At 61.5% G+C, this 21,159-nt stretch carries 22 protein-coding genes, 1 tRNA gene and 1 pseudogene; 11 read left to right on the plus strand and 13 right to left on the minus strand.

What is annotated here, in order from left to right; genetic code table 11:
- Positions 1 to 48: 48 nt before the first annotated feature.
- The 4 genes from ACSV9I_RS12715 to ACSV9I_RS12730 are packed head-to-tail and all read right to left on the minus strand — an operon-like array spanning position 49 to position 4,654.
- Complete coding sequence (locus ACSV9I_RS12715) at positions 49 to 1,098, minus strand: esterase-like activity of phytase family protein (RefSeq protein WP_438329168.1); 1,050 nt, start codon at positions 1,096 to 1,098, stop codon at positions 49 to 51.
- Positions 1,073 to 2,965 carry a cobaltochelatase subunit CobT gene (gene cobT / locus ACSV9I_RS12720; protein WP_438329169.1) on the minus strand — a complete coding sequence of 631 codons (1,893 nt, stop codon included), beginning with the start codon at positions 2,963 to 2,965 and terminating at the stop codon, positions 1,073 to 1,075. Before cobT ends, ACSV9I_RS12715 begins: the two co-directional genes overlap by 26 nt.
- 11 nt (positions 2,966 to 2,976) lie before the next feature.
- Positions 2,977 to 3,969, minus strand: a complete 993-nt coding sequence (cobS, locus tag ACSV9I_RS12725) for a cobaltochelatase subunit CobS (RefSeq protein WP_054157839.1) — start codon at positions 3,967 to 3,969, stop codon at positions 2,977 to 2,979.
- Between the two features lie 58 nt (positions 3,970 to 4,027).
- Positions 4,028 to 4,654, minus strand: a complete 627-nt coding sequence (locus ACSV9I_RS12730) for a J domain-containing protein (protein WP_054157840.1) — start codon at positions 4,652 to 4,654, stop codon at positions 4,028 to 4,030.
- Between the two features lie 101 nt (positions 4,655 to 4,755).
- Between ACSV9I_RS12730 and ACSV9I_RS12735 the strand changes: the two genes are divergently transcribed.
- Positions 4,756 to 5,037 (plus strand): BolA family protein, encoded by a 282-nt coding sequence (locus tag ACSV9I_RS12735; protein WP_438329170.1) that lies wholly within the window; start codon positions 4,756 to 4,758, stop codon positions 5,035 to 5,037.
- Positions 5,038 to 5,069: 32 nt separating this feature from the next.
- Here ACSV9I_RS12735 and ACSV9I_RS12740 read toward each other — a convergent pair.
- The 3 genes and pseudogenes from ACSV9I_RS12740 to ACSV9I_RS12750 form a co-directional block, all read right to left on the minus strand.
- A pseudogene (locus ACSV9I_RS12740) lies at positions 5,070 to 5,774 on the minus strand (transporter associated domain-containing protein); the annotation flags it as partial.
- A 170-nt stretch (positions 5,775 to 5,944) separates the two neighbouring features.
- Positions 5,945 to 7,072, minus strand: a complete 1,128-nt coding sequence (gene aroB, locus ACSV9I_RS12745; RefSeq protein ID WP_438329171.1) for a 3-dehydroquinate synthase — start codon at positions 7,070 to 7,072, stop codon at positions 5,945 to 5,947.
- Positions 7,069 to 7,659 (minus strand): shikimate kinase, encoded by a 591-nt coding sequence (locus ACSV9I_RS12750; RefSeq protein ID WP_054157844.1) that lies wholly within the window; start codon positions 7,657 to 7,659, stop codon positions 7,069 to 7,071. The genes aroB and ACSV9I_RS12750 overlap by 4 nt, the downstream gene beginning before the upstream one ends.
- Before the next feature lie 147 nt (positions 7,660 to 7,806).
- On the opposite strand from ACSV9I_RS12750, the gene ACSV9I_RS12755 reads away from it, so the two are divergent.
- The 5 genes from ACSV9I_RS12755 to ACSV9I_RS12775 all read left to right on the plus strand — a co-directional run bounded on the left by ACSV9I_RS12755 (position 7,807) and on the right by ACSV9I_RS12775 (position 11,608).
- A complete protein-coding gene (locus ACSV9I_RS12755; protein WP_438329172.1) occupies positions 7,807 to 7,956 on the plus strand; it encodes a hypothetical protein in 150 nt (49 codons plus the stop codon).
- A gap of 15 nt (positions 7,957 to 7,971) precedes the next feature.
- Positions 7,972 to 8,913, plus strand: a complete 942-nt coding sequence (xerD, locus tag ACSV9I_RS12760; protein ID WP_438329173.1) for a site-specific tyrosine recombinase XerD — start codon at positions 7,972 to 7,974, stop codon at positions 8,911 to 8,913.
- A 63-nt stretch (positions 8,914 to 8,976) separates the two neighbouring features.
- On the plus strand, positions 8,977 to 9,930 hold the full coding sequence (locus ACSV9I_RS12765) for an acetyl-CoA carboxylase carboxyltransferase subunit alpha (RefSeq protein ID WP_054157845.1): 954 nt from the start codon (positions 8,977 to 8,979) through the stop codon (positions 9,928 to 9,930).
- Between the two features lie 167 nt (positions 9,931 to 10,097).
- Complete coding sequence (locus ACSV9I_RS12770) at positions 10,098 to 11,381, plus strand: L,D-transpeptidase family protein (RefSeq protein WP_438329174.1); 1,284 nt, start codon at positions 10,098 to 10,100, stop codon at positions 11,379 to 11,381.
- Complete coding sequence (locus ACSV9I_RS12775) at positions 11,378 to 11,608, plus strand: sulfurtransferase TusA family protein (RefSeq protein WP_438329175.1); 231 nt, start codon at positions 11,378 to 11,380, stop codon at positions 11,606 to 11,608. The genes ACSV9I_RS12770 and ACSV9I_RS12775 overlap by 4 nt, the downstream gene beginning before the upstream one ends.
- An 18-nt stretch (positions 11,609 to 11,626) precedes the next feature.
- On the opposite strand, the gene ACSV9I_RS12780 is transcribed toward ACSV9I_RS12775, so the two are convergent.
- Together ACSV9I_RS12780 and ACSV9I_RS12785 are read right to left on the minus strand one after the other, a co-directional pair.
- Positions 11,627 to 12,787, minus strand: coding sequence for a CobW family GTP-binding protein (locus tag ACSV9I_RS12780; RefSeq protein WP_438329176.1), 1,161 nt, complete (start codon positions 12,785 to 12,787; stop codon positions 11,627 to 11,629).
- Positions 12,788 to 12,795: 8 nt separating this feature from the next.
- Complete coding sequence (locus ACSV9I_RS12785) at positions 12,796 to 13,905, minus strand: D-alanyl-D-alanine carboxypeptidase family protein (protein ID WP_438329177.1); 1,110 nt, start codon at positions 13,903 to 13,905, stop codon at positions 12,796 to 12,798.
- Positions 13,906 to 14,060: 155 nt separating this feature from the next.
- Between ACSV9I_RS12785 and ACSV9I_RS12790 the strand changes: the two genes are divergently transcribed.
- The 3 genes from ACSV9I_RS12790 to ACSV9I_RS12800 all read left to right on the plus strand — a co-directional run bounded on the left by ACSV9I_RS12790 (position 14,061) and on the right by ACSV9I_RS12800 (position 15,799).
- A complete protein-coding gene (locus ACSV9I_RS12790; RefSeq protein WP_438329178.1) occupies positions 14,061 to 15,221 on the plus strand; it encodes a M20 aminoacylase family protein in 1,161 nt (386 codons plus the stop codon).
- A gap of 70 nt (positions 15,222 to 15,291) precedes the next feature.
- A tRNA-Arg gene (locus ACSV9I_RS12795) sits at positions 15,292 to 15,368 on the plus strand.
- A 203-nt stretch (positions 15,369 to 15,571) separates the two neighbouring features.
- Positions 15,572 to 15,799 carry a hypothetical protein gene (locus ACSV9I_RS12800; protein ID WP_438329179.1) on the plus strand — a complete coding sequence of 76 codons (228 nt, stop codon included), beginning with the start codon at positions 15,572 to 15,574 and terminating at the stop codon, positions 15,797 to 15,799.
- Positions 15,800 to 15,873: 74 nt separating this feature from the next.
- Here ACSV9I_RS12800 and ACSV9I_RS12805 read toward each other — a convergent pair whose 3' ends face one another.
- Complete coding sequence (locus ACSV9I_RS12805) at positions 15,874 to 16,059, minus strand: hypothetical protein (protein WP_054157851.1); 186 nt, start codon at positions 16,057 to 16,059, stop codon at positions 15,874 to 15,876.
- 70 nt (positions 16,060 to 16,129) lie between these two features.
- Positions 16,130 to 16,534, minus strand: coding sequence for a hypothetical protein (locus ACSV9I_RS12810; RefSeq protein ID WP_438329180.1), 405 nt, complete (start codon positions 16,532 to 16,534; stop codon positions 16,130 to 16,132).
- A gap of 384 nt (positions 16,535 to 16,918) precedes the next feature.
- Here ACSV9I_RS12810 and ACSV9I_RS12815 point away from each other — a divergent pair, with 384 nt between their 5' ends.
- Positions 16,919 to 17,446, plus strand: coding sequence for a sigma-70 family RNA polymerase sigma factor (locus ACSV9I_RS12815; protein ID WP_438329181.1), 528 nt, complete (start codon positions 16,919 to 16,921; stop codon positions 17,444 to 17,446).
- Entirely contained in the window at positions 17,439 to 18,515 is a 1,077-nt protein-coding gene (locus tag ACSV9I_RS12820; RefSeq protein WP_438329182.1) for a DNA topoisomerase IB, read from the plus strand. Before ACSV9I_RS12815 ends, ACSV9I_RS12820 begins: the two co-directional genes overlap by 8 nt.
- A gap of 71 nt (positions 18,516 to 18,586) precedes the next feature.
- Here ACSV9I_RS12820 and ACSV9I_RS12825 read toward each other — a convergent pair whose 3' ends face one another.
- Together ACSV9I_RS12825 and ACSV9I_RS12830 are read right to left on the minus strand one after the other, a co-directional pair.
- Positions 18,587 to 19,087: a YciE/YciF ferroxidase family protein gene (locus ACSV9I_RS12825; RefSeq protein WP_054157853.1), complete on the minus strand. Its 501-nt coding sequence runs from the start codon at positions 19,085 to 19,087 to the stop codon at positions 18,587 to 18,589.
- A gap of 174 nt (positions 19,088 to 19,261) precedes the next feature.
- Complete coding sequence (locus ACSV9I_RS12830) at positions 19,262 to 21,115, minus strand: heavy metal translocating P-type ATPase (RefSeq protein WP_438329183.1); 1,854 nt, start codon at positions 21,113 to 21,115, stop codon at positions 19,262 to 19,264.
- Positions 21,116 to 21,159 lie beyond the last annotated feature (44 nt).

Genomic DNA, 21,159 nt, shown 5'->3' on the forward strand with positions numbered 1-21,159 from the left:
CGGGAAACCGCGCTGCCTTTTTTGCATTGGCGGTTTATCCGCACGACATCAGCGATCGAGCTTGAACTCGAGCATCAGCGTCCGCTGGAGGATGGAGTGGTTGTCGTCGGACACGACGATCAGGCGCATAGAGCCATCGGCCGCGCGGAGCACGTCCATGCCTTCCATATTGTCGATCTGCGACCGGTTGTCGGCCTCGAAGAGGATGTCGCCATCGACGACGGCCTGAGGGCGAAGCGTATCGCCCTCGATGCGTCTGAGCCGCATGGCAACACCCGATGCGATCGAGAACCGGCGCTCCAGCAGCAGCAGGTCGCCATCGGCCAAGAAGGCGCCATCGGTCACCTCGAAGCCGTCACGCGGCCGGACACGAAACTCACCGGCCAGAGGGCCACCGAGAATGCCCGCGATGAGGTTGCCCTCCTCATCCACAGTCTTCTCCGAGATCGCCACCAGCGCGCCTGCCAGAGGCCCAGCTGGAGGTGCCACGATCAGAGCCTCGATGCCGCCATTGCCACGCAGACGGCGGGCGTCGAAAGGAAGCGGCAGGGGCGCGGATGGCAGGGCCTGGCCGAGATCGGAAATTGGCTGATAGGTGATAACGCGGTGGCGCTGTTCAAAGCCGACATGGGCGCGGCTACCGCCTTCGATGGCGAGGCTCTCCGCATCCACTTGGAACTTACTGCCACTCTCCGCACCATCGGGGTCAAGAAGCGGCGCCAGCGAGACCTCAGTCACGCCTGACAGGTGCTGATCGCCATTGCGGACGATCCGGCCCGTGATCCAGTAACCCGTGTCGAAGACGCCGAGAAAGCGATCCTCATCGAGAAAGCGGATCGAGGAGAAGGCACCGAAAAGCGGCTCCGGCGAAGACAATTCGAGGCCGCCGATGAAACTCAGGCCATCTGCGAAGACTGGCGCGCCACCCAAAGCGTCAATGACCTGGGTTTCGACCGCAATGGGAAGCACTTCTCCAGCCGGGATCTTGGCCGGATTGCAGCCTGCAAGGAAGACGGATGCAGACAGCGACAGACAAAGCGCGATCGACGCCCGGCGTCCGGACGCTGCCCGCTCAGGCACGCCGGCGTGCCCGACCACTCGATGCCTGATCCTCGAACAGCGATGCGAGCTGTTCGGTCATTGCGCCCGCCAGTTCGTCGGCGTCAACAATGGTCACGGCGCGGCGATAATAGCGGGTGACATCATGGCCGATACCGATGGCGAGAAGTTCGACCGGCGACTTCGTCTCGATCTGCTCGATGACAGCGCGCAGGTGCCGCTCCAGATAGTTGCCCGGATTGACCGACAACGTCGAATCGTCGACCGGCGCACCGTCCGAGATCATCATCAGGATCTTGCGCTGCTCACGCCGACCAATCAGGCGGTTATGCGCCCACATCAGCGCTTCGCCGTCGATGTTTTCCTTGAGCAGGCCTTCGCGCATCATCAGGCCGAGATTGCGGCGCGACCGGCGCCAGGGTGCATCCGCCGACTTGTAGACGATATGGCGCAGATCGTTCAGGCGGCCCGGCAGGGGGGCCTTGCCGCCAGCCAACCACATTTCGCGGCTCTGGCCACCCTTCCACGCCTTAGTGGTGAAGCCGAGGATCTCGACCTTGACGCCGCAGCGTTCGAGCGTGCGGGCAAGGATGTCGGCGCAGGAGGCGGCAACCGTAATCGGGCGACCGCGCATCGAGCCGGAATTGTCGATGACCAGCGTGACGACCGTGTCGCGGAACTTGGTGTCCTTCTCCTTCTTGAAGGAGAGCGGCTGCATCGGATCGATCACCAGACGCGTCAGCCGCGCCGGATCGAGATAGCCCTCTTCAAGGTCGAAGTCCCAGGACCGGTTCTGCTGCGCCATCAGGCGGCGCTGCAACCGGTTGGCAAGGCGGCCAACGGCGCCCTGAAGATGGGCGAGCTGCTTGTCGAGGAAGGCACGCAGCCGGTCGAGCTCGGCTTCGTCGCAGAGTTCTTCGGCGGTAATTTCCTCGTCGAAATCCTGGGTGAAGATCTTGTAGTCGACCTTCTCGTTGAAATCGTCGAAGGGCGTGGCCGGACGGCGCATCTCGCCGGGCGTCTCGCTTTCGTCGTCGCCCTCGTCCGACATCTCTTCTTCGGAGATCTCGGCACCATCCATCTCGCCGTCGTCGAGCTGTTCCTGCGATGCTTCGCTCTCCTCCGCGGGGGCCGAATCCTGGCCTGCCTCGTCCTCGGAGTTTTCCTGATCCTGCTCGCCGCTGCGCGGCTGTTCTTCGTCGGTGGACTGGTCGTCCTCCTCGCCCTCCTGCTCGTCGTCGCCCATGTCTTCGGCCATATCCATGGCAGAGAGCATGTGGCGGATGACACGCGAGAAGGCCTGCTGGTCTTCGATTACGGTCGACAGGTTCTCAAGATCGGCACCGGCCTTGCCCTCGATGAAGGGCCGCCAGAGGTCGAGCACCTTGCCGGCGGTTTCCGGCGCTTTCTGGCCAGTCAGCTTCTCACGCACCAGCATGGCAACCGCTTCACCCAGCGGCGCATCTTCCTGGCGGCTGATCGTCGAGAAATTCGCTTTCGCGTATTTCTCGGTGTTCATCGACTGGATGTTGGAGGCAACCCCCGGCATGCGCAGCGAGCCGAGCGATTCCACACGCGCCTGCTCGACCGCATCGAAGATCGCGCGGGCGTCTGCCCCTTGCGGCGCAAGCGCTGCATGGACCTTCTGGTCATGGCAGGCGATCCGAAGCGCCATGGAATCGCCGAGACCGCGGGTCACGGCGAGTTCATGCGCGGTCGGGCGCTTCGAGATTTCAGGCAGGCGGACACGTTCGCCGGCAAGCCCCGGACGCTCGTTAGCGAAGGCGACCTCCACCTGCGGATCGCCCGCAATCGAGCGCACGCAGCCGGTGATCGCACGGCGCAAGGGCTCCGTATCGATCACGCCGTTGGCCTTGGCCTTCGAATTGTCGCCCCGCCCTGCCATGCCATCAGTCCTTATGCGCCGAGTACGATATTGGCGGCACTTTCCTTGAGCTCGATACCGAACGCACGCTGATACTGTTCGGCCACCAGCGTCCGCTCCAGCTCGTCACACTTGTTGAGGAAGGTAACGCGGAAGGCAAAGGCGACATCGCCGAAGATTTCGGCATTTTCGGCCCAGGTGATGACGGTACGCGGGCTCATCACGGTCGACAGGTCGCCGTTGACGAAGGCTGCACGCGTCAGGTCAGCCAGGCGAACCATGCGGGACACCGTGTCACGACCTTCGGCCGTTGCACCAAAGCTCTTGACCTTGGCGCAGACGATGTCGACTTCCTTGTCATGCGGCAGGTAGTTGAGCGTCGTCACGATCGACCAGCGGTCCATCTGCGCCTGGTTGATCTGCTGCGTGCCGTGATAGAGGCCCGTCGTATCGCCGAGACCAACCGTGTTGGCAGTCGCGAAAATGCGGAAGGCGGGGTGCGGACGAATGACGCGGCTCTGATCGAGCAGGGTCAGGCGGCCGGCGCTTTCCAGAACGCGCTGGATGACGAACATGACGTCCGGACGGCCCGCATCGTATTCGTCGAAGACGAGCGCGACATTGTGCTGGTAGGCCCAGGGCAGAATGCCGTCCTTGAATTCGGTGATCTGCTTGCCGTCCTTGAGGACGATGGCGTCCTTGCCGACGAGATCGATACGGCTGACATGGCTGTCGAGGTTAACGCGCACGCAGGGCCAGTTCAGCCGGGCCGCAACCTGTTCGATATGCGTCGACTTACCCGTGCCGTGGAAGCCGGACACCATGACGCGGCGGTTATGGGCGAAACCGGCGAGGATGGCGAGGGTCGTCTCGCGGTCAAAAAGATAGTCGGGATCGAGGTCGGGCACATAGGCATCGCCCTTGGAATAGGCCGGCACCCGGATATCCGAGTCGATGCCGAAGACCTCACGAACCGAAACGGTGGTATCGGGCAGGTTGGTAATATCTAGATCAATTTTGCTCATCGTGTCTCCCCGCCAGGCGATACCGTCCGGCCGCATGCGTCGCTGCAGTGTGTTCGGATTAACAGAAACCGGCCTGCTTTAACAATTTGTAGGCTTCGATAACAGCGCGAAAACGCTCTTCGGAGGCCCTGTCTCCGCCATTTGCATCCGGATGGTGTTTTTTTACAAGCTCCTTGTAGCGCGTCTTAATGTCCGTGGCATTGGAACTCACGGTCAACCCCAGCGTATCGAGCGCTTTTGCTTCCAGCGTCTTCAGTTTCCGGTCGGCCGCCTTGTAGCGCGAGGCGCCGGCACGGCCCTGCTCGACGAAGCCGAAGGGATCCTTCATCCGCGCCTGGGACGCGGCCGAGCCGGATCGCGCTGTCGAGTGCAGCGGGCTGGACTTCGCCGCCTTGTTGACGCCCACCGTCCAGGTCGGACGATGACCGGTGATCGCTTCCTTCTGGTAGCGGGCGATCTCGGTGTCCGACAGGCCGGAAAAGTAGTTATAGCCCTTGTTGTAATCCTTCACATGCTCGAAGCAGAACAGGAAGAACTGGCCTTCGGCATGCCTGCCCACGGGGGCGCGATGCGCGCCTGGTCGCTCACAGCCGTCCCATTGACATGTCGGATTGGATGGCTCCGGTTCCGCCGTGCGCTTTCGCTTGGTGCGGATGCCATCAAAATATTTCGAGTCGAGTTTCATGCGCTAATTATGGGGCGACGAGACAGCCCCGACAAGAATTGACAAACCGGAATGTTGCGCGCTTTGTGGGGCTTTTTGCGAAGCACCGCCCAGGAGGCCACATGTCGGTCAGAAACCGCATCGAAGCGACGCTGAAGGACGCCTTCCAGCCGGAACGACTGATCGTGATCGACGAGAGCCATCAGCATGCGGGCCATCAGCCTGACATCACCGGCACCGGCGAGACCCATATGCGCGTCCGGATCGTTGCAGACACGTTTGCCGGCATGAGTCGCCTTGCGCGCCACCGCGCCGTGACCGACCTGCTGAAGCCGGAGCTCGATGCCGGCCTGCACGCGCTGGCCATTGAACCTGCGGCCCCTGGCGAACCTACCCGCTGGTAAGCTAACAACGAATGACGGCAGCCAAGCCGCCGTCAGCTCTGCTGTTCGATCGGGCGGATGCGCAGCCTGGTGATCCGGTTCTTTTCCCGCCTCAGCACGATGAAACGCTTGCCGTAGAAGGTGAAGGCCTGACGCTCTTCGGGAATGGTCTTCGATTCGTGAATGACGAGACCGGCAATGGTCGTCGCTTCCTCATCGGGCAACTGCCAGTCCAGGGCGCGGTTGAGATCGCGGATCGGCACGCCGCCATCGACCACGATCGAGCCGTCGCTGTCCTGACGCACACCCTGGATTTCGAGATCGTGCTCGTCGGAAATATCACCGACGATTTCCTCAAGAATATCCTCCAGCGTCACCACACCCTGCACTTCGCCATATTCGTCGACGACAACGGCAAAATGCGACCGCCGACGCAGAAAGGCGTTGAGCTGGTCCTTCAGGTTGGTGGTGTCGGGCACGAACCAGGGCTTGTGGGCAATCTTGACGATATCGATGTGGACGGGCTCGACTTCGGGTTCAGCCAGCGCCCGGATCAGATCCCTTGCGTGAACCACACCGATGATATTGTCGGTGGCCCCACGCCAGACCGGCATACGGGTATAGGGGCTCTCGAGGATCGTGCGGACCACGACTTCGGGCGGATCATCGGCATTCACGGCGCGCATTGCCGTGCGGTGAATCAGCACGTCGGAGACTTCAAGCTCTTCCAGATCGAAAAGGTTCGAAAGTCGGTCCTTGTAAACCCTATCCGACGGATGACTGTCTCGCGCAGAGGCCCCGAGCGCTGCCGACAGCTGCTCCTGGCTGCTGAACGCCAGCGTCTCGGCCGTAAGCCGCGTGCCGGTCAGCCTGAGGAGCGAACGCACCAGGGCATTGGCAAACCGGGTCATCACGCCGACACCTGGATTCATGCGGACCTCTGCTCATCAAGGAAGCGCAGGACTTCGGATGCCGGCACGTCATCGGCCACGAAGGATTGGCCGAGGCCATGGGTGAGAATGAAGGTGAGCTGACCACCCTTGACCTTCTTGTCCTGAGCGATCGCATCCATCAGAACCTCAGTGGGAGGCAGTTCACCCGGGATCTGCTCCATGCGTGTCGGCAGGCCGACCTCGGACAAATGGGCCTCGACACGATCGGCCAAATCCGGGCTCGCCAGGTTCATCCGGGCCGAGAAACGATGCGCCAGCACCATGCCGATCGAAACGCCCTCGCCATGCACAAGGCGGCTGCTGTCGTATTGCGTGGCGGCTTCCAGCGCATGGCCAAAGGTGTGACCGAGGTTGAGAAGCGCACGACGGCCATTCTCACGTTCATCGGCAACGACGACATCGGCCTTGGCCTGGCAGGAGACCGCGATCGCCTCGATGCGGGCCGCACCGCCGGCAAAGACGTCACGCCAGTTTTTCTCCAGCCATTCGAAGAAGTCGGGTTTGTCGATCAGGCCGTATTTCGCCACTTCCGCATAGCCGGCACGGAACTCGCGCTCCGAAAGTGTGTCGAGCACGTCAGTATCGGCCAGCACAAGATCGGGCTGATTGAAGATGCCGACGAGGTTCTTGCCCTGACGGGCATTGATGCCGGTTTTGCCACCGACGGAACTGTCGACCTGAGACAGGAGCGAGGTCGGGATCTGGACGAAGCGTACGCCACGCCGCACGATGCCGGCGGCAAAACCGGTGAGATCACCGATGACACCGCCACCGAGCGCGATGACCGTATCATTGCGCTCGATGCGCGCCTCGAGCAGTACGTCGCAGACCTTGGTCAGGTAGTCGAAGCTCTTGGTCTTTTCACCCGCAGGCAGCGCCACTGAGACGGCCTCGATACCATCGGTCTGGAGGCTGTCCATCAGCGCATCGAGATAGAGCGGCGCGACATTCTCGTCGGTGACGATCGCTGCCCGGCGTCCCTTGATCCGGGTGGAGATCTCGCCACCGGCGCGACGCATCAGGCCGGGCCCGATCAGGATGTCATAAGCGCGCTCGCCCAGCGCCACATGCACCAGGCGTTCCGTCGTCTCTTCCTTGCTCATTGGTTCTTGTCCTTGCCGCTTCGGTTGAGGATTGCCGAAAGCACTTCCTCGGCAATCACGTCCTTGCGCACGTCGCGCGATTGCACGGTAATATCCGCCAGTTCATAGATCGGATAGCGCCGATCCATCAGATCCTTCAGGGTCTGCTTGGGGTTCTCAGTCTTCAAAAGCGGTCTATGATCGCGCTTGTTGACCCGCTCCCACAACACGTCGAGATCGGCCTTCAGCCACACCGACACACCACCGCGCTCGACCTGCGCCCGCGTGCGCTCGTTGATGAAGGCCCCGCCGCCAGTGGACACGACACGCGGCCCCGTGCGCAGGAGACGCTTGATGACCCGCGTCTCAAGCGCGCGGAATTCCTCTTCGCCATAGGCTGCGAAGAGTTCGCTGATCGACATGCGTGACACGCGCTCGATCTCTGCGTCCGTGTCGATGAAGGGCAACGCCATTTGCTGGGCCACGAGGCGCCCAATCGCAGACTTGCCCGCCCCCATCAATCCGACGAGGACGAGATTGCGACGTCCGAGCGCCGCTCGGGCGCGCTCACCCAGACTGGGAGCAAGGTTGAGGATCGTATCGGTCATCGGCCTGTTCGAAACTGTTTCTTCACGGTATTGACAAATAGGGAGCGAGCGTCAAGCCATAGCCACAAATCAAGCAGAGAACTGCACCCCTTGCATCTTGACCCAGCGCCTCCCCATGTAGGAAGACCCAAGGCCTAAGGATCGCCGATGCCAACCCTGATACGCTTCCTGTTCATATGCGCCACGCTGGTCGGGCTCGTCTATGCGGCGATGTGGTCTATCGCGACCTTTGTCGAGCCGAGGGAACGCGACGTCACGGTCCGCATACCGTCCGAACGTGTGAACCCGGTGGAATGAGGCTCGAAGAGACCCGTGTCCGACCTGAGCCATGCCCGCGTCGAAGCCTTTCTCGAAATGCTCAGCGCCGAGCGCGGAGCAGCCGCAAACACGCTTGTCTCGTACGAACGCGATCTTGACGATCTCGCCTCCTTCCTCTCCGGCCGGGGCCAGACAGTGGGACAGGCGAGCCGCGAGGATTTGACGGCCTACCTCAAGGATCTCTCGCATCGTGGTTTCATGCCGACCTCACAGGCGAGACGCCTTTCCGCCATGCGGCAATTCTACAAGTTTCTCTACGCCGAAGGCCTGAGAACCGACGATCCCACGTCGATCCTTGACGCACCGAAGAAGGCGCGATCGCTGCCCAAGGTTCTCTCCGTCGAAGATGTCGACGCAATGCTCTCGCTTTGCGAGGCCGAGACCCAGCAGGAAGGCGATGACCAGCCTGTGCGCATCCGGCGACTGGCGATGGTCGAACTCCTCTACGCAACCGGGATGCGGGTAAGCGAATTGGTCGCCCTGCCGGTGAAGGTTCTGAGCCAGGAAGGGCGCTTCCTCGTCGTTCGCGGCAAGGGCAACAAAGAGCGCCTGGTCCCCCTGTCACGCACGGCAATCGAGGCGCTGGCCCGGTGGGGCGCCGCACGCGCCGCTGACCCCGCCCAGGCGGACAGCCCGTTTCTGTTTCCAGCCAAGAGCAAGGAGGGCCATGTCGCCCGCCAGGTGTTTGCGCGCGAACTGAAGGATCTCGCCATCCGTGCCGGCCTTCCGGCCTCGGCGGTTTCGCCGCATGTGCTGCGCCATGCCTTTGCCAGCCATCTACTGGGCAATGGCGCAGACCTGCGCGCCGTACAGGAACTGCTCGGGCACAGCGACATTTCCACCACGCAAATCTACACGCATGTTCTGGACGAGCGCCTCCAGCAACTGGTCCAAACGCATCACCCTCTTGCAAAACAGGCCAAAAACCTTGATTAGGACCGGCAAAGCCGGTTCCCGACAGCCGGGAAGACCAAGGATCAACCGATCGGAACTGAGTTCATGCACAACTATCTCGACTTCGAAAAGCCAATCTCCGACCTGGAAGCCAAGATCCGGGAACTGAAGAAGCTGGCCGAAGAGGATCAGAGCATCGACACCTCGGAAGAGATCACGCGGCTGGAAAGCCGGGTCGATGAGGCGACGGTGGAGATCTATTCCAGGCTGAACGCCTGGCAGAAGACCCAGGTCGCGCGCCATCCGCAGCGTCCGCACTTCGTCGACTATGCCGCACGGCTGTTCACCGATTTCACCCCGCTGGCTGGTGACCGCAAGTTTGCCGAGGACGCCGCCATCCAGGCCGGTCTCGCCCGCTTCAACGGCATGCCGGTCGCCGTCATTGGCCAGGAAAAGGGCAACGACACCAAGTCGCGCATCAAGCACAATTTCGGCAGCCCGCGTCCCGAAGGCTATCGCAAGGCGATCCGCGTCATGGAAATGGCGGATCGTTTTGGCCTGCCGGTGATTACGCTGATCGACACGGCTGGCGCCTATCCGGGCGTCGGCGCGGAAGAACGTGGCCAGGCGGAAGCCATCGCCCGCTCGACCGAAATGTGCCTCGGGCTCAAAGTGCCGATGGTCTCGGTCGTCATCGGCGAAGGCGGCTCTGGCGGTGCGATCGCAATTGCCACAGGCAACCGCGTCTACATGCTGGAGCATGCGATCTATTCGGTCATCTCCCCGGAAGGTGCAGCCTCCATCCTCTGGCGTGACTCGACGCGCGCCAAGGAAGCGGCGACCAACATGAAGATCACGGCGGAAGATCTGAAGGGTCTTGGCATTATTGATGCCATCATTCCCGAGCCGGTTGGCGGCGCCCATCGTGCGCCCGAACAGGTGATCGACGCGACCGGCAAGGTGATCGCCTCCGCACTCGCCGAGCTGACACCCCTGCCGGGCGACAAGCTGCGCACGGCACGACGCGAGAAATTCCTCGCCATCGGCCGGGACTTGTGATCCGCCGACTTGTGCCGTCACTTTATCTTTCGGTGAAATGACGGCATAAGACGTTTGGCCCGCGCGACAGCCGTTGGTTTATAATTTGTGAAGAAAGCGGTCTTAGACTGACGGGGATCGGCTCTCTTCGAGCCACCTGTTCACGTTACCGGAAAGAGCGTTCGCGAATGCGCTTGAAATCGACGGCCCTGGTTCTGATTTTTGCTGCCGCCCTTGCAGGCTGCAATGACACGCTGGAAAGCGCTGTCTACGAGTCCCCGAAGGTTGCCAACAAGGTGGAGCAGCCGCTGCCGGCCCGCCTTGTGGCTGAAATCCAGAAGAAGGGCATGGATCGCAATGCCCCGATCATGCTGCGCATCTTCAAGGAAGAAGGCATTCTGGAAGTCTGGAAGGCCAAGACCAACAACCGCTTCGACAAGGTCGTGGAATACGATATCTGCGCCTGGTCCGGTCGGCTTGGCCCCAAGATCAAGGAAGGCGACCGACAGGCGCCCGAGGGCTTCTATCCCCTGACGCCCTACCATCTGAACCCGAATTCGAAGTATTTCCTCGCCATCAATACGGGCTTCCCGAACCAGTTCGACCGCGCCAATGGCCGCAATGGCACCAATCTGATGATCCATGGCGCCTGCTCGTCCTCGGGTTGCTACTCGATGACCGACGCGCAGATCCTCGAAATCTATGCCTTTGCCCGCGACGCCTTCAAGGGAGGCCAGCAGGCAATCCAGCTGCAGGCGTTTCCATTCCGCATGACGGCCGAGAACATGGCACGTCATCGCCACAGCCAGCACTATGATTTCTGGAAGACGCTGAAGGTGGGTTATGATCACTTCGAAGTGACCAAGCGCCCGCCCGAGGTCAATGTCTGCAACAAGAACTACGTGTTCAACCAGCTGACAGCCGATGGGGCGAGTTTCAATCCGCAGGGCGCCTGCCCGGCTACGACCACGCCTCCCGCCCTGACGGCGGCCCTTAGCGGCTACAATGCCGCTTATGACGCAGCCTATGCCAAGGCGTTGAAGAAGTACGACGGCAAGATCTGGTACGATCCGACGGAAGCCGAACGCAAAGCCCTTGTGGCCGATCTCCGGAAGTCGCGCGCCCATGACCTTGCATTTGCCCCGACAGGCTCTGCGCTGAAGGCCGGCCGTTTCATGCGGGCGGAAGAAGCTGAGGTCGCGAACCAGACGCCGATCACCGGCACGGCCGCCGTCAACCAGATGGCGGCAGCGCAAAGCAACCAGCCCGCGGCGACGACCGCGACCGCGACGACGGCCGCAGCATCAACCGCCCAGGCAACGACGACGGCTGCGCCGCAGACAGCTGCTGAAGGTCAGCCGGCGGCCGGAATTCCGATCCCGCAGCCCAACCCGCTCGTTCCACCCGTTACGGCGGCAGCTGCAGAACCGGCCAAGAAGAAGCCCTTGTGGAAGCTCTGGTCATCGGAATGACCGACGGAACGGTCTATGACCTGAAGGGGCTGAAATGCCCCCTCCCCGTCCTGAAAACCCGAAGACGGCTCGCCGACATGCCGGTGGGTGCCGAACTGGCCATCGAGACCAGCGATCCACTGGCCGGCATCGACATCCCGCATTTCTGCCAGGAAGACGGGCACGCGCTCCTCTCGCAGGAGAAGCACGAGGGTGGCCACCGTTTCCTCATTCGCAAGGGCGGATGAGCCAGGGCTGCACTCTCTTCAGAACTTGAAGCCCGGCACGGCCAGCGGATTGTCGGTCATTGCCTGACGATCCGGCCGGTCGATGGAAATCTTGCCCGTAAAGGCGTCGAACAACTCCCGGACATAGGTTTCCGACAGATCCTTGGTGATGAGGACCAGTCGCGTCTTGCGGTCCGAACCCTCCGGCCAGGCCGGCAGGCGGGCGGGTGGATGGAAGATCGACTGCACGCCATGCAGCACGAGCGGCTTTTCCGGCCGGTCGGTCAGCGCCACGATCGCCTTCATCCTGAGCAGCTTCTCCCCATGCGTCGAGCGCAGCAGGTCGACGAACATGTTGATCGCCATAGGGTCGATCGGCGTGTCATGCACGATCGAATAGGAGCGGATCGATGCGCCATGCCGGTTCACGTCGTGGTGGTGATGATGGCCGTGGTGCGCATGCCCGTGCCCGTGCCCATGTTCATGATCATGGTCATGGTCGTCATGGTGATGGTGATGGTGATCGTGAGCGACCTCGTCGCGCAGCCAGCGATCAACATCAGCGATCTTGGTTGCGGGGTCGTAGAGCCCGTTGACCAGGATTTCCGCACGGCCAGCCGCGTCGAGGTCAGCATCGGTGATCGGCGCACGCGGATTGATCTCGCGCAGCCGACGCTCGACCCGGGCAATCTCCTCGGCAGATGCGAGCGTCTTCTTGGTCAGGATCAGGCGATCGGCGACGGCCACCTGCCGATAGGCCTCGGCATGGGCGTCCAGCGTCGCGAGCACGTTGACGGCATCGACCACCGTCACGACGCCATCGAGATCGAAGGACTGGGCGATTGCCGGGTGCCCCATGACCGACTGCATGACGGGTGCTGGATCGGCAAGTCCGGTGGTTTCGATCACGACACGGGACAATGGCTTGATACGGCCGGTCTGCATGCCGTCCACAAGTTCAGCCAGCGTGTCGACCAGTTCGCCGCGCACCGTGCAGCACAGGCAGCCATCGGAGAGTTCGACGACGGCATCGTTCGAGGTTTCGACCAGCAAGTGATCGATCCCGACCTCGCCAAATTCGTTGATGATGACCGCTGCATCCCGCATTGCCGGATCCTTGAGCAGGCGGTTCAGCAGCGTCGACTTGCCGGCTCCGAGGAAGCCGGTGAGGATCGAAACAGGAATGCGGGGTAAGGTCATGACGGATCTCAGAAGGTGGGACGGGGTCTGGGGATCGGCACATTGGCGATTTCACCGATGGCCCCCTTGACGGCATCCACAGGGTCTCCACCGGGAATGAGGCCGGCAAAGCTCATCACGGGAGCACGACCCATTTCATGGATATAGGGCGACAGCAGCTTCATGCGGCCGGCTTCGTCACGACCTTCGCTCCGCACCTGCCGGGCCTGCGGATTGCAGATCTGGGCACTGATGTCGGTGACCTGATCGATCCCTTCGCCATACGGCTTCAGGCTTGCCAAGGTGGCGCCCGCTTTGGTTGCAGTCAGACCCTGCTGCAGCAGATCGGCGGAAAGATCGGCGCGACCTCCAAGGCTGTCGGCGCCGAGCACGACCGAAATCACGGTGCGGCCGTTGCGGCTGGCCGAGGACACCTGATTGAAGCCGGAGGCGCAGATATAGCCGGTCTTCATGCCATCGGCGCCATCGAACCGCCCAACGAGAAGATTGAAGTTCGGATAATCCTTCTTGCCGGTCGTCACCCCCTCAAGGGCGAAGTAGCCTGCATATTCTGGAAACTCGCGGCGGATTGAGGTGGCCAGGATCGCAAGGTCACGAGCGGTTGTATACTGCCCCTTGCCCGGCAGGCCGTTCGGATTGACGAACCGGCTGGAGGTCATGCCGAGCCGTGCCGCTTCCGCATTCATGCGCTGAACGAAAGCCGCCTCGCTGCCGCTGACGGTTTCACCGATCGCGACGGCCACGTCATTGGCCGACTTGACGATGAGGAGCTTCAAGGCGCTGTCGAGCGTGAGCTTCGATCCCGGCTTGAAATACATCTTGCTGGCCGGCTGGTCGGCGGCGTGCTTGCTCATGACAACGACGCTGTCGGGGGAGAGCTGGCCGGCGCGCATCGCCCGGAAAGTCGTATAGGCCGTCATCAGCTTGGTCAGCGATGCAGGATACCATTTCCGGAAGGCTTCCTGATGCGCGATGACGCGACCGGACTGGACATCGACGACCATCATCGGATTGGCAGCCGCCAGGCTTGGCATGGCGACGGCAGCCATCGATGCGACGACCATGATGCGGCCGAAGGCTCGGGTTGCAGAAAACATGCGGGAAGGCTTCGTGAACACGACCTCTGTCCTTTGTCTGGCTGGTGTCTCGCAATCGGCGCGGCAATGCCCTAATAACGAAGCAATGGCAAAGCCGTTCGATTACGTCAATTGAAAGGCATCGAATTGCCGCCGACAATTCTGTGATCCGCAATGACCGACCGGGACCCGATACAATGCCAGTTCTGAACCGCGCCTGCGAACTCCAGGCCGAGGCGACCGAGTGGCGCCGCCACCTGCACGCCCACCCCGAACTCCTATACGATGTCGAAAACACCGCAGCCTTCGTCGAGGAAAAGCTGAAGGAATTCGGCGTGGACGAAATCATCACCGGGCTGGGACGCACCGGCGTCGTCGGCATCATCAACGGCAAGGCTCCAGGCCGCACGATTGGCCTCAGGGCCGACATGGACGCCTTGCCGCTCGAAGAGATCACCGGCAAGCCCTGGGCCTCGAAGACATCAGGCCGGATGCATGCCTGCGGCCATGATGGCCATACCGCCATGTTGCTCGGTGCGGCGAAGCACTTGAGCGAAACCCGCAATTTTACTGGACGCGTCGCCGTGATTTTCCAGCCGGCAGAGGAAGGCGGCGCCGGCGCGCTCGCCATGGTCCGCGACGGCCTGATGGAACGCTGCGCGATTGAGGAAGTCTATGGCATGCACAACATGCCGGGCATGAAGGCCGGACATTTTGCCATTCGCAAGGGCGGCATCATGGCCGCTCCCGACAAGTTCCAGATCACGTTGCATGGCCGCGGCGGCCATGCGGCAGAACCGCACAACACCTTCGATCCGATCGTCATCGGCGCGCAGATCGTCAGCAATCTGCAGACAATTGCCTCGCGCAACGCCAATCCGGTTCGCTCGGTGGTGGTCTCGGTGACGCAGTTCCATGCCGGAACAACGCATAACATCATCCCGGAGGAAGCCACCCTGTCTGGCACCGTGCGCTCCCTCGACGAGGAAGTGCGCAGTCTTGCCGAACGCCGCATCGGCGAAATTGCAACGGGCATTGCGACAGCTAACGGTGCAGAAGCAACGTTCGTCTATGACCGAGCCTGCCCCGTAACGGTCAACCATCCCCGCGAGACGGAACATGCAGCGCGTGCGGCAATGGATGTCGTGGGCCCTGACAATGTCGATACGGAGGTCGATCCCAGCATGGCGGGCGAGGATTTCTCCTTCATGCTGCAGTCACGCCCTGGCGCTTATATCCTGGTTGGCAATGGTGACAGCGCTGGCCTGCACAATCCGGCCTATGACTTCAACGACGAGATCATCGCGACCGGCATCTCCTACTGGGTGAGGCTCGCCGAACAGCGCCTCGCGCCTTGAAACCATTCGCATGGGCACGCCAAGGAAAGTGCTTGGCTTGCCCGCTCCGCTTTTGTATGGAGAAAGCAGTGGTTCCGTAGCTCAGCAGGATAGAGCATCAGATTCCTAATCTGAGGGTCACGCGTTCGAATCGCGTCGGAATCACCATCGAAACAATTCAAACATTCCGCACCCCTCTTCAGCGCTCGATGGATGCCGGCTCCCTACACGTTCTCGTCATAACACGAGCATAGAAAGCACCCTCGCGAATCTGGGGTTGCATCAGGGAACAAAAGCCTATCAACTCCATCATAGTCCACACGGCCTCCTTGCTCCGGCAACGATGTCGTCCTGTAACGGGAGGAAATGCCATGGCATTCAAGAATCCCGGCGCGACGAATAGTCATCTCGTAGAGCGTGCCGTCTCCAGATTGAGCGAAGACGCACCCTTGTCCATGGCTCAGGGCCAGAAGGCCAATGCTGCGGCACTGGTAAACTATCTGGTGACAAGTGGTGTGACCAATGAGGATGACCTTGTTGAGCTTGCCCTCTTGGCAAATGGAAAGCGCTACGATCCCGCTGACGGAAGCTTCACCTGACGCATTCGCGGTCGCTTGGCCTTTTGCGCGATCAAGCCCATGGAAACCGAAGGCTCCCACGCACACCCCATGTGCTAACGGAGGGCAGGATCCTTGCGTTTTGCATCAAGCGCGGTTTGCAGGGCTTGCGCCTGTTCCATGAGCCGCGCGGGGTACGGCTCTCTTTCAACCGCCTCCCTCAATTCATCAAGCTTGTCCCGAACAATCCCGCCGCTCCGGTCGCGGCGGCCGGGCCGTCCGTATTTGGGTTCGTCAGTCATTCGATTCTCCGATCAGCGAAGGGCCGCTCAAGGCCTCCTGAACATAACGCTATTTCCCCTTGGCTATACGTCAGTTGAGCTGCTGCGGATCGACAACCCGATTGATTGTCACGTGATCGTGTGTGTCTTCATCAGAAGTGCCTTCGATCTGTTGGATATCCACCTCGGGAAAATGCGCAGCGAGCGCACGCTGATCGCCGAAACCCAGCGGGTCCCCCTCCAGGACAAGGGTCAGGCTCTGGCCGACATCAACCGGTCCGTCATGCGATAGCTGCACCCTGCCGCCACCTGACAGCACCAGCGTCGCCGTCCCTTGAAAACCCTGCTTGATCAACCAGTCGCGCGGTGCCTCGGTCGTAACCCGAACGGAGTAGCCTTCATCCGACCGCGTGACTGACACGTGATAGCTGACCGGCGACAGGTGTTCCCCTACCAGGAGGTGGCCTTGGCCATCCGTGTTTTGGAGATGCGGCATAAGAAGGGTCCTTTTCATCTGGTGGAAGCGAAACGCTAACACGCGCCACGGCCCGGATGTTCCCACGCGAAAAGAGCAATTGCGGCGGAACCACACGCGGAGCGAGACGTTGCGGCAGAGGGAGAAGGAGTAACCGAAGACATGCGTGACAAGAGCCAGACAAAGGACAGGAGCAGAAGGCGAGAGCCTGTCTCGATGCGACCTGACGGCCAATCGAGCCTTGCTGGCCAAGACTGCCTACGCTGCAGTTCCTGTGGAATGCATGAATGACCCCGCTCCGATATTTTAACCTTTGTCATTTTGCGGAACCATGGAGATCGCTCGGCGTTTGCGGCTCATGGGCGTTCCAGGCGGCTTCCATGTTCAAGGCCGCTGATTGAGAGGATGGCGCACTTGTCTACTCATAAAGCCGAGCTTGCCACGCAGTCCGAAGTCGTCGAACTCATTCCGGCCCTGCGCGCTTTTGCCCGAACCTTCTGTCACAGCCCGGAGGAAGCCGACGATCTTGTCCAGGAGACCTTGACCAAAGCCCTTGCAAATCTGGACAAGTTCGAGCCGGGCACGCGTTTGAAATCCTGGTTGTTCACCATCATGCGCAATACGTTCTGCACGCGCTTCAAGAAGAGGAGCCGTGAGACAATCGGCATTCCGGATGCCATATCCGAAAGCCTGACAACTGAACCAGTGCAGGAATGGACCGTGCAGACGGATGACGTGCGGCGGGCGCTCGACAGGCTGCCAGCCCATCACCGCGAGATGCTGGTGCTGATCGTCATGCTCGGTGAACGCTACGAGGACGCCGCTGCGATCTGCGGCTGTGCGGTGGGGACGGTGAAAAGCCGCCTGAGCCGCGCACGCCAGCAGCTGCGCCGCGAATTGGGTGAGTTCGGCAATGAGAACCCCATTGGCTGAGAGGGACTCACGAGCGTCGAATCCGCTGGAGTGCTCCGACGCCAGCGAACTGGTCGAGATCGGCCTCGTCTATGGCACTGATGCAGCTGCCGGTATCGCCCGCATTCGACGCGGCAAGGGATTTTCTCATCATCTCCCCGATGGTACGCGCATTGTCGATGAGGCCGTGCTCGCACGCATTCGCAAGCTTGCGCTGCCTCCCGCTTATGAGCGCGTCTGGATAAGCCTCGATCCCCAGAGCCATCTGCAGGCGACCGGGTTCGACGCACGGGGTCGCAAGCAATATCGCTATCATGCCGATTGGGCCGCCTGGCGCAACCAGCGGAAGTTCGACGACCTCATCAGCTTTGGCCTGGCCTTGCCGGCAATTCGGAGACGGGTCGCCCGCGACCTGGAGAATCGAACGGAAGAAGCGCACTTTCTCCTTTCAGCCCTGATCAGCCTGCTCGACGTGACGCATATGCGAGTCGGCAACAGAACCTATGCGCAGGAAAACAACACCTATGGCGCAACGACGCTGCAGAAGCGCCATGTGACCTTCGAGCCGGACGGGGTGAGGCTCAGTTTCGTGGCAAAGGGCGGCAAGCGGGTTAGACGCAAACTGCGCCATCCACGGCTGCAGAAAATTCTCGAAGAGATCGCCGACTTGCCTGGCCGCGATCTCTTTTCTTGGCGCGACCACGAAGGAGAACTGCACCGGATCGATTCCGGCCGGCTCAACGCCTATCTGTGCGAGGTCTCCGGCGGCCAACTGTCGGCCAAGACCTTCCGCACCTGGGGTGGCAGTGTCGCGGCTTTCGGTGAGGCCTGGCGGCAATTACAAACTGGCGATCGCCCAAGCATCAAGGCCATGTGCCAGATCGCGTCGGACAGGCTTCACAACACACCAGCCATTTGCCGATCCAGCTATGTGCATCCGCGCATCCTGCAACTGGCAGACAGGCAAACAGATCTGGACAAGGTCTTCCAAACGATACGGGATAACAATGGTGGCCCCGGCCTGTTACGCGCCGATGAGAAACGCCTCATGACGCTTCTCGAAATGCCCCCGAATGTGTTCGCCCCATAAGAACTTGGCTCCACGTAAAAGAAGGGGCCGGCAAAGCCGACCCCTCTCTCCCGATAGGCGGGCTTGGTGTGTCAGGCCGCCTTCTTCTGCGCAGCCACGTTCACGGCCTTGAGCGCCAGCTTGGTCAGCGCCTCATCCGTCTTCGATTCTTCTGCCAGCGTCGCATCGAGCAGCTTCACGGCATCCTTGTAGCCGAGCTGTTCAGCCCAGGTTCGCAGCGTGCCATAACGGCTGATCTCGTAGTGTTCGACAGCCTGGGCTGCTGCCAGCAGACCAGCGTCGAGCGCAGGCGATCCCTTGAATTCTTCAAGGATCTCTTCGCCTTCCTCAAGAATGCCTTCAATAGCGGCGCAAGTCTTGGCGCGTGGTCGTTTGCCGATGAGTTCAAACACCTGTTGCAGGCGTTCGATCTGACCTTCCGTCTCCTCCTGATGCTGCAGGAAAGCCGCCTTCAGCTTTTCGTCCTGTGCGCCACGCGCCATCTTCGGCAGAGCTTTCAGGATCTTGCGTTCAGCGTAGTAGATATCCTTGAGCGTCTCGTGAAAGAGCTCCTCCAGTGTCTTCGTTGCCATTTGGGTTTTCTCCTCGGTTGTCGGAATGACAAAGGGACAACCGACCGCCGGGGTATTTGTTCCGGCACCTAAAGGCAGTGCATTGAGACTCTTTGGCGGCCTTGCCACCCGGCGGCGAGAGCGCAGAGAAAACCTCTCATCAAGCCAAGGGGTTGAAGATGATCGGGCCAGAATTCACGCCGCGTCCTTCAGCGCCCGTAGCGCATTGACGACCACAGCAACATCGATCACTTCCTGCAGCAATGCGCCCTGAACGGGTGAAAGATAGCCAACGGCGGCCGCCACCATGGCGACAGCAGAAAGGGCAAGCCCCGCGGTAGCGCTCTGCCGGGCGATGCGGCGTGCGCGCGAAGCAACCCCTATGGCGACAGAGAGTTTGGTAAGGTTGTCGGCCAGCAGCACCACATCGGCGGCTTCCGACGACGCTGCCGAGCCGCGCACCGCTACCGCAATCCCGACATCAGCGGTGGCGAGGGCAGGAGCGTCATTGACGCCGTCGCCCACCATCATGACCTTGGCGGAATGCTGCTCGCGCGCGATCAGGGCCACCTTGCCCTGCGGCGACAGATCGCCTTCCACCCCATCCAGATTGAGCTGTGCCGCCGCCCGCTGTGCCACGCTCGCCTTGTCGCCGGATGCCATGAGAATCCGCTTTATACCAGCCTTGCGGAAGGCATCGATCATCGCCGGCGCGTCTTCGCGAAGCGGATCGGACAGAAGCACGAGCCCGGCCGCCCGGCCGTCAATGCCAACCGCAACCATGGCCGTATCGGGCGCGATGCCTTCGACTGAGAAGTCCTCGCCCGGCAAAAGTTTGGATTTGACGAACCCTCTCCCACCGATGGTGACGACCTGCTCCCCGACCGTGCCCGAAAGTCCCTCGCCGGCAAACTCGACCACGTCGCGCGGCAAGAGGAGCTCTAGCTTTCGGCCCAGTGCCGCCCGGACCAACGCTTCCGCCGCAACGTGGCTGGAGGCCTGATCAAGGGATGCTGCAAGCCTCAAAACGGCATCCGGCTCAAACCCCGGACAGGCCGCGACGGATTGGACCTCTGGCCGGGCCGCCGTGACCGTGCCGGTCTTGTCGAGAACGACTGTCGTGACGGAGGCAAGCATCTCAAGAGCGGCACCGGTCTTGATCAGCACGCCATGGGCAGCGGCCCGCGACATGCCGGCGATTACAGCGACTGGAACCGCCAGGATCAGTGGGCAAGGTGTTGCAACAACCAGCACGGCGAGTGCCCGGGTTGCGTCGCCGCTCCACCAAAACGCACCGCCGGCAAGAACGAGCGTGACGATCAGGAACAGGACGGCGTAACGATCCGCCAGCCGCGCCATCGGCGCACGGCTCGTCTGCGCCTGCTCGACCAGGCGGACGATGCCCGCATAGGTGCTGGCAGCCGATTCGCGCAAGACCAGGAGGTCGAAGGCATCGCCGACAACCGTGGCACCGGAGGGAACGTCCTGTCCTTTCGCGAAGCGTTGCGGCATCGCCTCGCCGGTAAGCGCCGCCAGGTCGAGGACCGCAGCATCACTCAGCAAGCGACCGTCGACGGGAACCACTTCGCCCCGGCGCATCAGGATTCGGTCGCGTGGACACAGCGCCTCGATGGCAACGGTTTCGAGATGGTCATTGCTGTAGCGCATCGCCGTCCGCGAGATCCGTCCGAGCAAGGCCGCCATACTGCGCCGCGCCCGCCCCTCGGCATGACTTTCGAGCAACTGGCCACCGGCATACATGACGGCGACAATCGCCGCAGCGAGGATTTCATCGAGCGTGATTGCCACACCGATCGACAAGGCCGCAAGGATGTCGACCCCAAAACGGCCGCCAAGCAGCGCTCGACCGATATCAACGATCAGAACGACAAACACGGCCCCGGCCCCCAGAGACCAGATCAAGCCGCCCGAAGCGGTTTCGCCCGAAAGATGAAAGATGCCACCGGTTACCAGGCAGAGAATGGCAAAACCTGCCAGGAGCGAGGGACCCGCCTCACGAATGCGTTGCTTCGCTTCCAGCATCGTCATGGCCGCTCGCCCTCGGTTTGTACGCAGGAGCAATGCGATCTCTT

Source organism: Rhizobium sp. G187 (assembly GCF_051549525.1).
Lineage (GTDB): Bacteria > Pseudomonadota > Alphaproteobacteria > Rhizobiales > Rhizobiaceae > Allorhizobium.

Excerpts from the sequence above, each read along its gene's own strand:
- cobT (WP_438329169.1), bottom strand. The coding sequence starts at position 2,965 with ATGGCAGGGCGGGGCGACAATTCGAAGGCCAAGGCCAACGGCGTGATC.
- cobS (WP_054157839.1), bottom strand. The coding sequence starts at position 3,969 with ATGAGCAAAATTGATCTAGATATTACCAACCTGCCCGATACCACCGTT.
- ACSV9I_RS12730 (WP_054157840.1), bottom strand. The coding sequence starts at position 4,654 with ATGAAACTCGACTCGAAATATTTTGATGGCATCCGCACCAAGCGAAAG.
- ACSV9I_RS12735 (WP_438329170.1), top strand. The coding sequence starts at position 4,756 with ATGTCGGTCAGAAACCGCATCGAAGCGACGCTGAAGGACGCCTTCCAG.
- aroB (WP_438329171.1), bottom strand. The coding sequence starts at position 7,072 with ATGAGCAAGGAAGAGACGACGGAACGCCTGGTGCATGTGGCGCTGGGC.
- ACSV9I_RS12750 (WP_054157844.1), bottom strand. The coding sequence starts at position 7,659 with ATGACCGATACGATCCTCAACCTTGCTCCCAGTCTGGGTGAGCGCGCC.
- ACSV9I_RS12755 (WP_438329172.1), top strand. The coding sequence starts at position 7,807 with ATGCCAACCCTGATACGCTTCCTGTTCATATGCGCCACGCTGGTCGGG.
- ACSV9I_RS12765 (WP_054157845.1), top strand. The coding sequence starts at position 8,977 with ATGCACAACTATCTCGACTTCGAAAAGCCAATCTCCGACCTGGAAGCC.
- ACSV9I_RS12770 (WP_438329174.1), top strand. The coding sequence starts at position 10,098 with ATGCGCTTGAAATCGACGGCCCTGGTTCTGATTTTTGCTGCCGCCCTT.
- ACSV9I_RS12775 (WP_438329175.1), top strand. The coding sequence starts at position 11,378 with ATGACCGACGGAACGGTCTATGACCTGAAGGGGCTGAAATGCCCCCTC.
- ACSV9I_RS12780 (WP_438329176.1), bottom strand. The coding sequence starts at position 12,787 with ATGACCTTACCCCGCATTCCTGTTTCGATCCTCACCGGCTTCCTCGGA.
- ACSV9I_RS12790 (WP_438329178.1), top strand. The coding sequence starts at position 14,061 with ATGCCAGTTCTGAACCGCGCCTGCGAACTCCAGGCCGAGGCGACCGAG.
- ACSV9I_RS12800 (WP_438329179.1), top strand. The coding sequence starts at position 15,572 with ATGGCATTCAAGAATCCCGGCGCGACGAATAGTCATCTCGTAGAGCGT.
- ACSV9I_RS12805 (WP_054157851.1), bottom strand. The coding sequence starts at position 16,059 with ATGACTGACGAACCCAAATACGGACGGCCCGGCCGCCGCGACCGGAGC.
- ACSV9I_RS12810 (WP_438329180.1), bottom strand. The coding sequence starts at position 16,534 with ATGCCGCATCTCCAAAACACGGATGGCCAAGGCCACCTCCTGGTAGGG.
- ACSV9I_RS12815 (WP_438329181.1), top strand. The coding sequence starts at position 16,919 with ATGGCGCACTTGTCTACTCATAAAGCCGAGCTTGCCACGCAGTCCGAA.
- ACSV9I_RS12825 (WP_054157853.1), bottom strand. The coding sequence starts at position 19,087 with ATGGCAACGAAGACACTGGAGGAGCTCTTTCACGAGACGCTCAAGGAT.
- ACSV9I_RS12830 (WP_438329183.1), bottom strand. The coding sequence starts at position 21,115 with ATGACGATGCTGGAAGCGAAGCAACGCATTCGTGAGGCGGGTCCCTCG.